This is a genomic window from Pseudomonas sp. IT-347P (assembly GCF_949768005.1).
GTDB lineage: Bacteria > Pseudomonadota > Gammaproteobacteria > Pseudomonadales > Pseudomonadaceae > Aquipseudomonas.
The window spans coordinates 240370-255840 of the sequence record NZ_CATKPQ010000059.1 but is presented as its reverse complement, the minus strand read 5'-3'; the positions used below and the strand labels follow the sequence as shown (position 1 = coordinate 255840).

The window sequence follows — 15471 nt, the reverse complement described above, 5'->3', positions numbered from 1 at the left end:
GTCAAGCGTTGGCTGAGTCGCCCGGCAGTGCTCGTGCAGGTGAGCGCTGACGCAGTGATGCCGGTGAGGACTCGGGGTAGGTCGCGTGGTGATGGCGGAAGGACAGGGCCAGGGTGCAAAACACCAGAAACTCGGCCGAGCGGTAGTTGGGAATCACGTAGGCCACATAATTGGTCACGGCAAACAGGCCGATGATGACCAGCGCACTGGCGCGAAACTGCGCCGCTTGGTTCGCGGTCACGGCGCGGTATTGCTTGAGCAGGGCTTCACCGAACAACAGCGCGAGTGCCGCGAGCTGAATGACACCGCCGTTGAGCAGGGTTTCCATGTAGCCGCTGTGTGCGTTGCCGATATAGCCCCACCGGGTAATGAAGGCATCGGCATCGGGGCTCGACCAGAAGGCGCCGAAGCCGTAGCCCTTGAGAAACTGGCTATCGATGTAGGGCTCGAGCAGTTCCCAGATCAGCGTGCGGTCGGTCAGTGACGGGTCACGACCGGCCATTTCCAGCAGCACCGCAAAATTGCTGTACAGAAACAGGCAAACCAGCAAGTAGAGCAGGGTGCAGCCGAGGAACATCAAACGCGAGCGATGGATGCCCAGGCGGATCATCGTCAGGAAGTACCAGTAGCTGATCGTGCCGGAAATAATCAGCACCACACCGGTGGCCGACTGCGCGAGCAAGATGGCGACCAGCGAAAAGAACGCGCAGGTGAGGGCCCAGCGATTGCGCTGGCGAATCATCGGCAACAACAACACGATGGCGATCGCGTTGAGCCGGGCGCCGGCATTCTTTTCGGCAAACACCCCCTTGAACGCACCGTCGCGAATGCCACCGGACAGAAACGCCACTTCCGGCATGACCACGGCGAGGATCAAACCGATCAACGCCGCCACGCCAATGGCGCAGCCGAGCATGAAGGTGATTTTTTCCAGGGAGTAGTTGTAGGCAATGAAACCGGCGAAGAACACCATGCTGAGCATCGCGATAAAGCGCTTGAAACTCAGCATCGGGTCATGGGACCAACTGATTGAGGCAATGACACACAGCATGAACGCGAGCAGGAAGAAGTTGCTGCGATAAAAGGTTTTGCTGAGGAACACCTTGTTGCGGATGAAAAAGAACAGCGGCACCAACAGCGTGATCAGCCCGCAGATCTGATTGGCGACGTTGCCTTCGAGGTCTTTATTGATATCGCCGAAACTCGAAGCTCCACCCAGGTTAAGGACAAAGGTAATCACCTGGATGTAAAACAGGACGCCGAACAGGGTGAAGCCGTCGCGTAACGTCGTATACCTGATTGCCAGTGTGCTCATGATGACGGGCTCCCGATCATCGCGTTGAGGTAGGTCTGCACCGCACTGGCATTCATGAACCGGGCGGCGGCGGCAAGGCGTGAATGACGCTGCAAGTCCCGTGGCGTGGCGAGTTGCTGAGCGATTGCCTGCGCCAGGGCGAGCGGATCTTCGACCGGGACCAGCGGCGCAACGACGCCACCGCCGAGGATGTCTTGCGGGCCATGGGGACAGCGCGTGGCCACCACCGGTGTGCCCGTGGACAAGGCTTCGACCAGCGCGTTGGGGCTGCCCTCGAAACGCGACGACAGCACAAAGCAATCGGCTGCAGCCACTTCTGCCAGGGGATCATGGGCATAACCGGGAAGATCGACGCGCTCCGCCACGCCCAGTGCGTGCGCCTGTTCCAGCAGATCGGCCCGGAGCGCACCTTCGCCAAAAATGATCAGGCGGGCGTTGCTCTCCGGTAAGGCGGCGAATGCGGTGATCAGGGTATCGAAGCCTTTTTGTGGCGCCAGACGTCCCACGGCAACAATCACCGCACCGGACTTCTCCAGCAGCCAGCGGTGGCTGGGTGGCCCCGGCACCTTCTCGCGAAAGTCGTCATCGAGCACCGGGTTATCGGCAATGGTCACGTCCCGGCGGCGGGCAATGGTGGTGTCGACCAGATCCTGAGCGACGCCGCGCGAGACGCAGATCACCGGGTTGGGAATCAGCCGATACAGCAGCGGCGCCAGCAGATAGGCAATGCGCACCATGAAGTCGGGATTGACGTGCTTGTCATGGGAAAAGGCATTGCGCTCGCTGACGTGCAGGCGTTTCAGCGAGCCGGACAGCGTCGCTGCCGCAATCGCCACGACGTTGACGTGGGTGAGTGCCGCCAATTGCGCGTCAAAGCGATTGGCGCGCAGAAACCGCGTGAGGGCCGGCACTGCACGCACGGTGCGCGGGCTGTGCAATTCAACCTTTTTCACCCGCGGGTCGAGGCTGGCGGCGTGAATGCCGCCGCCGGTGAGCATCAGCAAGGTCACGTCATTGCCCGCGTCCACCAGCGCGGTAGCCAGGCGCGCCATCATTTTTTCGGCGCCGCCGGCACCGAGGTCATGCAGGATGATCAGTAGCTTTTTCATTGGTTCCAGACCTGGTAATACGCCTGCGCCGCGTACTGGCTGGTGTAGGGGCGCAGGGTGTCGGTGAGCCGTTTTTCGCTCGGCGCAGGGGCAGGGTGTGCGGTCAGGCTGCGCAGCATTCCGTCGGCCAGGGCCGGTACGTCATTGGCCTTGACCAGTTGCCCAAGGCGACCGTTGTCCAGCAACTCCCGGGGCCCGGTCTCGCAGTCGCAGGCCAGCACCGGCGTGCCCAGTGCCAGCGCCTCGATCAGCACGGTCGGCATGCCTTCCTGCAGGGAACTCAAAATAAACAGTCGGGCCTGCCGGAGCAGTGGATAAGGGTTGCCGAGAAAACCGGTGAAGTGCACCCGCCGGGCAATGCCCAGACGTTCGGCCTGAGTGGTCAGTGTGTCGAGTAACGGACCGTCGCCGACGATTACCAGATCCGGCAGCACTGCACTGCGCAACGCCGTGGCGTAGGCGTCGAGCAACAGGTGAAAACCTTTGGGTTCGACCAGACGACCTACGCTCAGCCAGTAGTGGTCAGGCAACCCTTGAGGTCGGGGCGCCCGTGAAGCGTGAAAAAGCTGTTCGGTGACCACGGCATTCGGGCAATAGCGGATACGCTGGCGTCCCCATGGCAGCAAATCGACGAGGGTCTGGCGCAGCGCCGTCGAGACCGTCACCACCTTGCCACTGCCGCACAGGTACAAACTGTAGAGCAGGCGCAGGCTCGACGGACCGGTTTTCTGTTCACTGCAGTCGAGTGTCGCGTGACGGCTGTAGATGACATTGCAGGCACTGCCCAAGGTGGCGAACCAGGTGCAGAGATTGGCCTGCTCTTTGGCCGAGATGAGGTGAGTGACGCCTTCACGGTGCACCAGTCGACGCAACATCACCACGGACTTGAGCATACCGGCGAACCCGCGGCCGCCGCCGTTGAAACATTGCACACCGGGCGTGTCGGGCATGTCGGCGTTGATGACGAAAAAACTCACGCGCCGACCGTCCCTGAGAAACTGTTCTGACAAGCGTTGCTGCACGCGTTCGACGCCGCCACCCGCCTTGAAATCCTTGAGGATAAACAGAATGTGCATGGTCACTCCCCAACGCTGATGGCGACTTTGTGCCGAGCGAGCAGCGTCAGCAGGCGCAAGAAGTTGCCGGGGTAATCGATGAGGTAGCGTTTGATCGTGTGGGGCTCGCGGTACATTCGATAGAACGCGCGCAGGTGCAGGCGGTTGATCAGCGCCGGGTAGTACTGCCGCGTGGCCAGGGCTTCCTGGCGAATGAACCCGCCACAGGTGAACGCCACACCGCGAAAGCCGGCGCGCAGGGCCTCCAGCTCGAACTGCTCTTGCAGTCCGGCGCCGAGGCCGACGATCAGGATGTCTGCACCGCTGCGACAAATGTCGGCCCGGATGCCTTCAGCCTGGGCGGCGCTGAAATAGCCGTGGTGATGGCCGGCGATGGTCAGCTGCGGATAAAGCGCCTTGATCTTGACGATGAACAGGTCCAGTTCGGCTTGCCGGGCGCCGACGAAGTACACGCGCTTGCCCGATTGTTCAGCATTGCCCAGTACCAGGTCGGCGATCGAGGTGAAGTCGAAGCTGACCCGGCCGATCGTCCTCCCGGTCACCCGGGACATGAAAGTCGACATCAGCATGCCGTCGCAAAAGTAGGCGACGGTGCCCGGGGTTTGCTCGAAAACCCGGCCGATGGAGGCGAAGTTGATAAAGGAATACGCCTGGTTGGCGTCCAGTAATTTCGCTGAGTACTGCTCGACAATTTCCAGCGTGAACATGGCCCGGCTCCTTTCAGATCACTGAAGGGGTCTGCCGCCCCACGGAAACGTAGGTGAAGCCGCGTTTGCTCAAGCGCTGCGGATCGAACAGATTGCGTCCGTCGAAAATCAGCGGTTGTTTGAGGCGTTGACTGAGCAGGTCGAAGTCCGGCGCCCGAAATGCTTGCCACTCGGTGACGATGATCAGCGCGTCGGCATTTTTCAGCGCCGCTTCCTTGGTGCCTGTCAGGGTCAGGTCATCGCGCGCGCCGTACAGGCGCTGGGCCTCTTCCATGGCTTTGGGATCAAACGCCTGAACGCTCGCGCCGGCCTGCCACAAGGCTTCCATCAGGACGCGGCTGGGCGCTTCGCGCATGTCATCGGTGTTGGGTTTGAAGCTCAATCCCCACAGGGCGAAGGTCTTGCCGCGCAACTGGCCGTCGAAGTGATTGAACACTTTGGTGTACAGGCTGGCCTTCTGATCCTGGTTGCGTGCCTCGACGGCCTTGAGCAACCGAGCATCGATATCGACATTGGTCGCTGCGTGGATCAGCGCTTTGACGTCTTTGGGAAAACACGAGCCGCCGTAGCCCAGGCCCGGGTAGATGAATTGATAACCAATGCGTGGGTCGGCACCGATGCCGTGGCGCACGTTTTCGATGTCGGCACCGAGCTTTTCGGCGAGGCAGGCCATCTCGTTCATGAAGCTGATCTTGGTCGCCAGCATGCAGTTGGCGGCGTACTTGGTCAGCTCGGCGCTGCGCAGGTCCATTACAATGATTTTTTCGCGGTTGCGATTGAATGGCTCATACAGTTCGCGCATGACCTCTTCGGCGCGCGGACTGTCGGTGCCGATGATGATCCGGTCCGGGCGCATGCAATCCTCGACCGCGCAACCTTCCTTGAGGAATTCCGGGTTGGAGACCACATCGAACGTCAGGTCACTGCGCTCGTTGTCGGCCAGCACCTGTTCGATCTGTGCACGCACCTGATCGCCGGTGCCGACCGGCACCGTGGACTTGTTGACGATGATCTGGTGGCGGTCCATGTTCAGCGCGATGGTTTGCGCCACGCTCAACACGTAGTGCAGATCGGCCGAGCCGTCTTCGTCCGGCGGAGTACCGACGGCGATCAACAGTACATCGCCATGGTGAACGGCAGCCGCCAGGTCTGTATCAAAGCGCAGCCGACCGCTTTGATAGTTGTCCCGCACCAGGCTTTTCAGACCTGGTTCGTAGATGGGCAGCGTGCCTTCCTGCAGTGCCTCGACCCTGGCCGCGTCGACATCGACGCAGAGCACGTTGTGTCCGACCTCGGCCAGGGCGGCGCCCTGGACAAGGCCCACGTAACCGATACCGAATACGCTCACATTCATGGTCAGACCTCAGGTCGTGTAACGAGGGGCAACAAAGGGGCTGGGCGGGGGCAGGGCGTCAGTAGATGTTTTTCGAGAACAGCGTGAAGGGCGTCTTGACGAGGATTTTGATGTCGAGCCACAGCGACCATTGGTTGATGTAGTTGAGGTCCTGGGCGACGCGCAGCTGCATCTTTTCCACCGTTTCGGTTTCGCCGCGATGGCCGGTGATCTGCGCCAGGCCAGTGATCCCCGGCTTGAGGCGATGGCGGGCCATGTAGGCGCGCACCTTGCCGGTGTAATAAATGTTGTGGGTCACGGCATGCGGGCGCGGGCCGACGAGGGCCATCTGCCCGGACACGACATTGAACAGTTGCGGCAATTCGTCGATGGACGTGCGCCGCAGAAAGCCCCCGATCGGGGTGAGGCGGTTATCGTTGCGGGTCGCCTGGCGCACCTCACGGTCGTCGTGGACGTGCATCGAGCGAAACTTCCAGACCTTGATCACCTCACCGTTGCAACCGTGCCGCGCCTGCTTGAACAGCACCGGGCCCGAAGAGGTCAGCTTGACGGCGACCGCCACCGCCAGCAGCAAGGGGCTGAGCAGGATAATCGCCACGCCGGCCAGGCTGCGTTCAAACAGATCCTTGCAAAACAGGCTCGCCGGGTGCGAGCTGATCAGGCTTTCGTTGAGGTAAATCGCCGGCATCCGCTCGATTTCCGAGATCGAATGGTTGAGCAACACCATGCTGCCGAAATCCGGAATCCACACCACGTCGACGTTCATGTCCAGCAGGTCGATGTACAGCGCTTCGATGGTAGCGGCATGCGCCATGGTCAGCACGATATACACGCGGCGCACTTCCAGGCGCGTGATGATCTCGCGGATCGCGGCAACGTGGCCGAGCAGCGGCAGAATGCTCGGCGCCGGGCCGCTGTCGTCGGCGGCGGCGATAAAGCCCAGCACCAGTGCGCGGTTAGGCTGAGAGAGTTTTTTCGCCAGCTCGTGGGCGGTCGGGCAGGTGCCGATGATCACCGAACGGCGTTCTCTGCAAATCTTGCGCGAATGCAGCCGGGCGAAGTAGTGCAGGGGCAGAAAGCTTGCAGCCTGGACCACGAAACCCAGCACGGCCCAGACGATGATTACCTGACGCGAATAAATCGCGCTGGTCTGGGTGATGAAGGCAATCGCCGCCAGCACCGCCAGCAGAATCAGCCAGCCGGCCAGTAATCGGCCAAGTCCGACCAGCAGGCCATGGCGTTTGTGGTAGACCTGCATCACGCTGTAAATCGGCACCGAGCCGAGTACCGCGAGAATGATCAGGATGCGGTATTCGCTGGTCAGGCTGCCGACGCGCCAGTAAACCAGCAACATCAGCAACGACGTGGCGAGCGACAGTGCGCACAACCACTGGCCCCAGAACGTCAGACCTCGGCGATGCGTCATGTGAGCGGTATAGACGGGTGTCATGGGCTTAACCTCAAGGCAGCAGACATGCATCAGTGCTAATCGGGCAGGCACGACCTGTCGCCCGATGGCTTTTCCGTAGCTCGGCAGAGGTGAAGCGAGTTGTGCGATGGCAGATGGGGCGTTGCGGCAGGCGTGTTCGCCGGGTGTTACCTGGGCGCGAAGTCGTAGTTATAAAACGCCCGGGAGTGGTGATAGCCATACTTGCGCGCCTTGCGCAGGTCGACCTGGTTGAGCACAGTGCCGAATACGGCCACATGGCTTTGTTGCAGCATGGCAATGCCTCGCTGAACCTGGCTGATCGGCGTGCTGTCGGCCTTGACCACATAAATCACGGCATCGGAATGCCGGGCCAGTAACAGCGCGTCGCTGATCATCTCCGCAGGGGGCGAGTCGATAATGATGTGGCGGTAACGCGACCGCAGCGCCTCAAGCATGCGTGCCATGCGCGGCGAGCTGAGCAGATCCTGCGGCGGTGGCTGCAACGCGTTGAGCGTATCGCCTGGCGAAGGCAGGCGCGGGGCGGTGAACATATCCCGCGAAGGCGGCAGCACTTTGCCCGCCGGCAACATGTCCAGATTGCCCACCGACACGATGCAGTCTTCGAGCCTGGCGGTGCCGGCAATGACATTCGCCAGTCCGGGACTGTCCGGTGGAAAGTCGAAGTTCAGCGACAGGGTGGGCTGACGCATGTCGGCATCGATCAGCAGCACGCGCTCCAACGACGTCAGCGAGCTGGCCAGATTATTGGCAATGGTGCTCTTGCCTTCACCGGCCACCGTCGAGGTCACCAGCACCACTTGCGAGGGCATTTCGCTGCTTTGCAGCATCAGCCAGGTTCGCAGGTTGCGGATGGTCTCGGAGAACCTCGGGTTGTCGTTGTCTGCAAACAGGCGCGCCAGTTGCCGGCGGGTTTTCTTGGTCACCAACGGCACGACGCTGAGCAGAGGAATATTCAGCGCGCTTTCGATCGACTCGTCGGTTTTGAAGGTGTTGCTCAGCGTGTCGAAGAGCAGCGCCAGGCCGACGCCGATCACTGCGGCGATCAAACCGACGATCGCGACAATCAAGGTCTTGCGCGGTTTGCTCGCGTCGACCGGAACGATGGCCGGGTCGACGATGCGCACTTTCGTCGAATCCATGTCGGCAGTGGCGGTGGTTTCTTTCAAACGGGTGACGAAGGTTTCATACAGCGCGCGGGAGCTGTCGACCTCACGCTGGAACTCGCGCAACTGGAACTCCTTGCGCGCAATGTCCTGAATCTGCGCCTTGTTGCTGTTGAAGGACTGGCGCAGCGAGGCTTCACTGGCGGTGGCGAGCTGGTATTGCCGCTCGATACCGGCGACCACTTGCTGCACCTGCAATTGCAGACTGGTGGTGGCGGTGCGTAATTCGGACTGCGCAGAAATCAGGCTCGGGTGTTTGGGCCCATAGCGTCCCGCCAGTTCATCCACCTTGGCCTGGGCCACGGCCCGGTCCGCCTGGAATTTTTGCACCAGCGGGTTACTCAGCACCGCAGGCACGCTGGAGAGCCGGCTCAGATCACCATTGCCCAACGCCTTGGCCTGCCGATATTCGCTCTCGGCTTCCGCCCGGTTGCGCCGGGCGTCGACCATGCGATTGCCGGTCATTTCCAGTTCATTGGCACTGATGGTGGCCACGCCACCGACGTCGACCAGACCTTGTTCTTCGCGGTAACCCTGCAGTTTTTTCTCCGCCGCACGCAGGTTGTCACGCAGTTTGATCAGCCTTGTGTTCATCCAGGCGGTGGTGGTTTGTGTGGATTTCTCACTGGTGTCGAGCTGGCTGTCGGTGAAGCCCTGGGCCAGGGCATTGGCTGCCGCTGCCGCCAGTGCAGGGTCCGGCAACTCGACCTCGATTTCGAGCAATTGGCTCTTGCCCACGAACTTCACGCTGGTGTGCTGCATGAGGTTCTGCGTGACCTGATTGAAGACATCCTCTTCCGTAGGCTGCTCTTTTGCCTTTGGCAGGAAGCGCTCCAGCCCCGGAATCCACTGGTCAAGGTCAAGATCGGCCAGCCATTGACGCGGGGTGAACCACGGTTGGGGTTGCTGGCGCGGGTCGGTGACCGGGTGGGTCGTGAGTCCGAGTTTTTTCACCGCGCGTTCGGCAAGATCGCGCGATTGCAGGAGTGCCTGTTGGGTCTGCAGGTACTCGGTGGCATTGCTCCCCGACTCCTTGACTTGCTGGAAGGACATCAGCGGCGGTGTTTTATCGTTGAACAGCAAAGTGGTGCTGCCGATGTACTGCGGCGTGATGTTCGAGACCACAATGGCCGCCAGCAAACCACTCACCAGGACCAGCCAGGCGATGCTCCATTTGGCGCGCCAGATCACCCGCCAGAGTTTCAGCAGATCAATGGTGTCCTTGTTTTCGGCGCTCTGCTGATGCAGATGGGCTTGCAGAGGACGTTCGACGTAAGTGCTAGGGCTGTTGTCCATGATTAGAAAAAGCCTTGTGCAATGGAAATGGTGTCGCCGGGGGCAATCGTGGTGTTGCGCGTCACGTTATCGGTAAGGGTCGCGCCACCGTCGCCGCGCAGGATGGTCACGCGCTTGATCGAGGCTCGCTCGGTCAGACCTCCGCCCAACGCGATGGCTTTTTCCAGGGTCAGGCCGGGCACAAACGGATAGCTGCCGGGTTTCTTGACTTCGCCATTGATATAGAAAGAGCGGTATTCAATCTGGCTGAGGCTGACTTTCGGGTCGATCAGGTAACCCTGCTTGAGACCGTCGATGATGATTTTCTCGACTTGTCCGGGAGTGAGGCCCTTGGCGGAAATCTCCCCCAGAAAAGGGTAGGAAAAGGTCCCGGCGTCACTCAGGCGGATTTTTTTCAGGCTCAACTCCGGCTCACCAAAGACGATGATGCGCAGGACATCGCCAGCGGCCAGTTTGTACTGAGTACCGGGGTCTTCTGCGTAGGCATGAGGGAGAAAAAACAGCGCGATAAGCAAGACAAGCATGCGTGTGTTCATGTCGAGACCCTCTTAAAGGCTGACGTTGAAGCTGATCTGGAACACGTTGCGGGTGAAGCTTTCATTGTCGGCATCGGAATCGTTGTCGCGGTAGCGGTAACCCAGTTCGATATCCAGCCATCGGCGCATCGCGTACACCACCGCGAGGTTGTAATCCTGAAGGTTGTCGGTACGGCTCTGGCCTTCGTAGACATAGCGACCGTACCCGGCCTGGGCCACGGTGGTGATCCGTTCGGTCCAGCCGTGACGCCAGCCGACCTGGGTGAATGTCGACTTCACGGCATCCGCGCCATCGTCGCCTTCAGCGAGGGCCTGGCGAGCGACAAAGGTAAAGGTCGAATAGGTGCGTGGCTTCCATTGCAAGTCCACTTGCCAGGTCGGGTTGTTGAGGTCTTTGGACTCACTGTTGTCGAAGTTTTTTCGCTCATAACCGAGGCGCACCTTGCCCGTGGTGCGGGCGGTGAAATCCCACACGGCACCGGCGAGGACGGCATCGGATTTACTGCTGCGCGGGCTGTTGGCTTGCTGGTAATCGAAGTCGGTGTGGTCATATTCCAACAAACCACGGGTGTTGCTGCCGATGCGGTGATACCAGGTGCTGGTGAGGGCGGTGGTGTTGCGTTCCTTGTCGTCGTTGATGCCGTCGGCATTGTCGTAGCGCAGTTGCGCGTAACTGGCGCCGACATCGATCTGGTTGTCCGCACTTTTAGCGCCGAACGTGTACAGACCCCCCACGCGTTTGTTATTGAGCTTGTCGTTGATGCCTTCGACTGCCGTCGATTCCGTACGCTCCCATTTGCGGTACTCGGCATCGAGTTTGAGACGATGCCGATCGGTGAACTCCATGATGCTGTCCGCACGGACCCGCTGGGCTGTGTTCGAGGCATCCGACTCGTCGTGATAGATGTAGCGCGTGGGCTGCCAGATCAGCCGCGTCGCACTGTTGCGATCTTCGGCCTTGAGTTCGAAGGAGGGCGCCAGCTTGGTGACCATTGAAGACTGCTTGCCGTTTTCCACCTCGCGAAAGTTGTCGTCATAACTTTCTGAAAACAAGAAAGAGGGCGTGAAATCAAATCCGTAAACATCAATGGCTTGCGGATTGATGCTCCAGGCCATTCCAGGATAGAGAGAGGCCATCATCAGTGCGACAGGGCAGCGTGACTTCAAGGCCATGTTTTAGCTCCTGAGCAGAGGCAAATAAGGCGGGTCGTTAGTTGTAAGTCTGAAAGCTGGCTTGTTGACGCTCGATCACGCTGAGTGGCAGGCAAACCGGTTGTTCCCGATTAAGAAACTGCAACAGAATCATCACGCGATCGGTTCCATGCAGACCGAGGAATACACCTTCCAGCGGTGCGAGCGGACCGCTGACGATCTGCAGGTTTTCCCCGGGTTTCAGCGCCTCATCCGGCTTGGTCGTTGACGCTTCGAAACAACGTGAACGCAGGTGCTCGATGATGTGCTCTGCCACTATTGCAGGACCGTGATTGAACTCGACAATGCGACTGACGCCGCGGGTCGAGCGCAAGGGGGCCCAGTTGTCGTGGCGACTGATCTGGATAAACAGATAGCCGGGGAAGAGCGATTCGCGCAGACGCTGGCGTTTTCCGCGAATGACGCGTTCGGTGAGGATTTGCGGGTGGAATACCACGTAATTCTGTTGCAGAAGGTTGAGGTGGGCACGCTCATCCTGACGTGGCTTGCATTGCAACAGGTACCAATTAGGTCTTTCCGAGCTGATGGCTGGCATGCGGGTAAACTCTGTGATTATCGAAGTTTAGGCAGGCAGAAGCTCTATCAAGGGCTAAGTAGTGGCTAATGGCGAAACATGGTTTTTTATGACTTAACGTTGAAGTGTTTCAAACTTGAATCAGTCGGTGATTCATCAAGGTGCGCCAGGCTGCGACATGACGCTATAAAGTACGGCGTATATGGAAAAAAGCTGCGAGTTAACTTTGTTAGGGGCAAAGCTACCGCACGGTCTGCTCATCGCAGCGCTATTGATAGGAAACTAAGTAGTTGTCTCTAAAGCGACAGGGCACGAGTAGTTAATTGCCCGCGCCCTGTAAAACCTGACCTCGGTAGTTATCGGCCAGTCTTTGGGGTCTGTCAAACGATCTCAGTCAAAAAACACGCCATTTATCCAATAGTGCTTTCGCTTGTGCGCAACTTATTGTTTTCAAACTTGATTTCCTTTTGTCGGACCGCAAGAAACTTTTCCATAGTATGACAGTCGTCATTCGCACGGGCAGATGTGGCACTCATGCCCATAGTTTGGAAGTGTTATAAATCTGGACGATTTAACTCGTCGAGCGCTATAACTAAGCACCTATTCGCTGGAGTGGAGCAGGAACTATGTCCATTCTTGTTACAGGTGTGGCGGGTTTCATTGGCTATCACACGGCAAAACGATTGAGTCTGGCAGGCCATGAAGTTATCGGCATCGATAATCTCAATGATTATTACAGTGTCGAACTCAAGCACGCGCGACTCCTGCAATTGCGCAGTCTGTGCGGTTTTCGCTTCCACGCCATGGACATTGTCGATAAACCCGCCTTGATGGCCCTGTTCGCCGAGGAGGGTTTCACCCAAGTTGTGCACCTGGCCGCGCAGGCAGGCGTGCGCTATTCGCTCGACCATCCGGATGCCTATGCGCAGTCGAACCTGCTGGGTTTCCTCAATGTGCTGGAAGCCTGCCGCCACCATCCACCCGCCCACTTGCTCTACGCGTCGAGCAGTTCGGTGTACGGCGCCAACCGCAAGCAGCCATACAGCGTCGAGGACCCGGTCGAGCACCCGGTATCACTGTACGCCGCCACCAAGCGCGCCAACGAACTGCTGGCCGACAGCTACTGCCATCTCTTCGGTCTGAAGGCCAGCGGACTGCGTTTTTTTACCGTGTACGGGCCGTGGGGCCGACCGGACATGGCACTGTTCAAGTTTACCGAAGCGATTCTGCAGGGCCGGCCCATTGATATCTACAACCAGGGGCAAATGGCGCGGGACTTTACCTACGTCGATGACGTCGTCGAAAGCATTGCCCGTCTGTGTCCAAAGCCGCCGACGCCGAGCAAGGACGGCACGGGCAGCCACCGGATTTTCAATGTCGGCCGGGGCAGGCCGGTGGCACTGCTGGATTTTGTCGATTGCCTGGAGACGGCATTAGGCATTAAGGCCCGGCGCAATTTGTTGCCGATGCAAGCCGGCGATGTCATCAAGACCTGGGCCGATGTGTCAGCGTTGACAGACTGGACCGGTTTTTCGCCGCAGGTGGAAGTTGAAGCCGGTGTCGCGCAATTTGTGCGCTGGTATCGCGAGTATTATCGGCAGCCGGATGTCGACGGTCGGTAAGCCGATAAATCGAACGCGCTGAATGCCAATCCTCTCCAAGCTACATCCCCCCAACATCGCGGGGAATGAGAGGTGAGTATGAACAACGATCCGAGCCGCCAAGGCGCTAAAGAACAGGATGACCCCATGCCAACGTCACCCGATCCACTGAGTCCTGGCCGCACTGAGGTTGACCCGATGAAGGAACGAGGCATTGACGAACTGCCGGATAACGAAGGCGAGCGTCCGCTTGACGATGACGATGCCGGACTCGATCCCGAGCGCGTACGGGAAGAGACTGACAACGCGGTGATGGATAATCAGCAGGATCCTCGCTGACGGGATAACAGCACGCATTGACCTGCAAGGAACGCTATGACCACGCGCAAACTGAGCATTGATGGCTTGCATTTGAACGTTTCAATCCGCGGTGAAGGCCCGCCACTGCTCCTGCTTAATGGCCTGGGTGGTTTGATCCGTACGTTCGATGCGCTGCGCGAGCAACTGCCGGACTACACGACCATTACGCTGGACGTGCCGGGCGTGGGCAAATCGCAAATGCCGCGCTGGCCGATGCGTCTGCCGCGGCATGCTGACATGGTCGCCAAGATGCTCAAACAGCTGGGAATTGATCAGGTCGATGTGTTCGGTGTGAGTTGGGGCGGGGCTCTTGCACAAGAATTTGCCCTGCGTTATCCGCGCCGGGTGCGCCGTTTGATCCTCGCGGCGACCTCGGCCGGCCCGATGCTGCTGGTGAAACCCTCCGACATCGTCGATTTTTTTCACAAGAGCAACAGCACCGCGCAGCGTAAGCAACAAGGGTCGTCTCATTCGATACAGGCGCTGCTGCGCTTTGGTGTGGCGAGAGGCATGCTCAGCGTTGATCCGCAGACTTATTACCACCAGCTCGCGGCCTTGGTGGGCTGGACCAGCCTGCTGCGGCTGTTCCGTCTGCGCAAACCCACGCTGGTCCTCACCGGCGATCGCGACATCCTGGTGCAGAGGTACAACGCGCATATCCTGCGCCGCACCATTCGCCGTGCCGAGCTTCACGTATTAGAGGGCGAGGGGCATTTTTTCGTGGTGACGAGCGCCGTGCGGACTGCCGAAGCCATCCGCACGTTCCTTTGTAAGCAACACGCAGATGAAGCGTCGGGATGATCATTGCCAAAGGGTTACACCCTATGTTCTCGCGACGCCTGGCACATCCATATTGATCTTGCGCCAGAACGCTTCCGACAGGCTGTAGACCGAGAAAGCAATCAGTCCCAACGCTATCACCATCAAAATCAACCAGCCGGCGGGTAGATTTTGCAGCGCATCGAGTGCTTCTTTCATACCCGGTGGATCCATGGCCTGATAAGCGGAGCCGCTGATTGCCAACAACAACGCGATCTCGATAAACACGACTCCACGCGCGATCAGACCAAACCGCGAAACCGGGCGGACGTAACGCATGACTTCTTCGTCGGCCTCGAAATACTGCTCGAACGACGCCTTCCATCCTTTGATGATGTGGGCTATGCCAACCCCAAGTGGCACGAGGGCGATCAGGTACACCAGCCAGTTGGAGTGTTCCCAGGACAGAAGATGCGCCAGCCAGTCTTTGGTGTGTCCTGCGGAATTGCCCGAGCTTTTGATCCCGCTTACCAGCAGGCCCAAAGCAAAGAACGCCAGAGCAGCGTTGACCAGACCTCCCACAAACAAGCCGATGCGAATCACCAGACCTTTGAGCTTTTTGCCGTGATGATCGACATCACGCGTGGCCTGCAGGACACGCCACGCCGCAAATGCAAGCAGCCCCGCAACAACAAGTCCAACCAGAAAATAGCCGAATGGCTGACTGAGCAAGGCCTCCAGACTCTTGTGACTGTCCTTCGGTCTGGTCGAATCATGGGCTGCCAGCAACGCAAATATACCGATGATCAAATACAGCATTCCCCGGGCGGCGTAGCCGCCGCGAGCGAGGATGACAAGGTTGCGTTGCGCAGACATGGGACGTATTCCTGAGAGGTGATACGAGAGCAGACCTTTCTTGCCGGGCGGGGTTCTATAGCCGTCGAAGACTGCTGCCAAGTCGCATTCCGGACTGCTGATGGCGCCTGGGACCAGCGTCTTCCGTCTGTCGCAGGACTTGA

At 59.2% G+C, this 15471-nt stretch carries 14 protein-coding genes; 3 read left to right on the top strand and 11 right to left on the bottom strand.

Features of this window, described 5'->3' with window-relative positions:
- Window position 1: 1 nt before the first annotated feature.
- The 10 genes from ACM6IV_RS26790 to rfaH all read right to left on the bottom strand — a co-directional run bounded on the left by ACM6IV_RS26790 (window position 2) and on the right by rfaH (window position 11753).
- Entirely contained in the window at window positions 2-1315 is a 1314-nt protein-coding gene (locus ACM6IV_RS26790) for an O-antigen ligase family protein (RefSeq protein WP_414872365.1), read from the bottom strand.
- A complete protein-coding gene (locus ACM6IV_RS26785) occupies window positions 1312-2424 on the bottom strand; it encodes a glycosyltransferase (protein ID WP_414872364.1) in 1113 nt (370 codons plus the stop codon). The genes ACM6IV_RS26790 and ACM6IV_RS26785 overlap by 4 nt, the downstream gene beginning before the upstream one ends.
- Window positions 2421-3500, bottom strand: a complete 1080-nt coding sequence (locus ACM6IV_RS26780) for a glycosyltransferase (protein WP_414872363.1) — start codon at window positions 3498-3500, stop codon at window positions 2421-2423. Before ACM6IV_RS26780 ends, ACM6IV_RS26785 begins: the two co-directional genes overlap by 4 nt.
- A gap of 2 nt (window positions 3501-3502) precedes the next feature.
- Entirely contained in the window at window positions 3503-4207 is a 705-nt protein-coding gene (locus ACM6IV_RS26775) for a WecB/TagA/CpsF family glycosyltransferase (protein WP_414872362.1), read from the bottom strand.
- Window positions 4208-4220: 13 nt separating this feature from the next.
- The gene (locus tag ACM6IV_RS26770) at window positions 4221-5561 is read right to left on the bottom strand and encodes a UDP-glucose dehydrogenase family protein (protein WP_414872361.1); all 1341 of its coding nucleotides are present in this window, start codon (window positions 5559-5561) and stop codon (window positions 4221-4223) included.
- Window positions 5562-5619: 58 nt separating this feature from the next.
- Entirely contained in the window at window positions 5620-7011 is a 1392-nt protein-coding gene (locus ACM6IV_RS26765; RefSeq protein ID WP_414872360.1) for an undecaprenyl-phosphate glucose phosphotransferase, read from the bottom strand.
- A gap of 146 nt (window positions 7012-7157) precedes the next feature.
- Window positions 7158-9470, bottom strand: coding sequence for a GumC family protein (locus ACM6IV_RS26760; RefSeq protein WP_414872359.1), 2313 nt, complete (start codon window positions 9468-9470; stop codon window positions 7158-7160).
- Between the two features lie 2 nt (window positions 9471-9472).
- Window positions 9473-10006 (bottom strand): polysaccharide biosynthesis/export family protein, encoded by a 534-nt coding sequence (locus ACM6IV_RS26755; protein ID WP_414872358.1) that lies wholly within the window; start codon window positions 10004-10006, stop codon window positions 9473-9475.
- A 12-nt stretch (window positions 10007-10018) separates the two neighbouring features.
- Window positions 10019-11179, bottom strand: a complete 1161-nt coding sequence (locus ACM6IV_RS26750; protein ID WP_414872357.1) for an outer membrane beta-barrel protein — start codon at window positions 11177-11179, stop codon at window positions 10019-10021.
- A gap of 37 nt (window positions 11180-11216) precedes the next feature.
- Complete coding sequence (rfaH, locus tag ACM6IV_RS26745; protein WP_414872356.1) at window positions 11217-11753, bottom strand: transcription/translation regulatory transformer protein RfaH; 537 nt, start codon at window positions 11751-11753, stop codon at window positions 11217-11219.
- 605 nt (window positions 11754-12358) lie between these two features.
- On the opposite strand from rfaH, the gene ACM6IV_RS26740 reads away from it, so the two are divergent.
- The 3 genes from ACM6IV_RS26740 (at window position 12359) to ACM6IV_RS26730 (ending at window position 14494) form a co-directional block, all read left to right on the top strand.
- A complete protein-coding gene (locus ACM6IV_RS26740; RefSeq protein WP_414872355.1) occupies window positions 12359-13354 on the top strand; it encodes an NAD-dependent epimerase in 996 nt (331 codons plus the stop codon).
- A 78-nt stretch (window positions 13355-13432) separates the two neighbouring features.
- On the top strand, window positions 13433-13672 hold the full coding sequence (locus ACM6IV_RS26735; RefSeq protein ID WP_414872354.1) for a hypothetical protein: 240 nt from the start codon (window positions 13433-13435) through the stop codon (window positions 13670-13672).
- 36 nt (window positions 13673-13708) lie between these two features.
- The gene (locus tag ACM6IV_RS26730) at window positions 13709-14494 is read left to right on the top strand and encodes an alpha/beta fold hydrolase (protein WP_414872353.1); all 786 of its coding nucleotides are present in this window, start codon (window positions 13709-13711) and stop codon (window positions 14492-14494) included.
- A gap of 21 nt (window positions 14495-14515) precedes the next feature.
- On the opposite strand, the gene ACM6IV_RS26725 is transcribed toward ACM6IV_RS26730, so the two are convergent.
- A complete protein-coding gene (locus ACM6IV_RS26725; protein WP_414872352.1) occupies window positions 14516-15328 on the bottom strand; it encodes a DUF1206 domain-containing protein in 813 nt (270 codons plus the stop codon).
- Window positions 15329-15471: the final 143 nt, after the last annotated feature.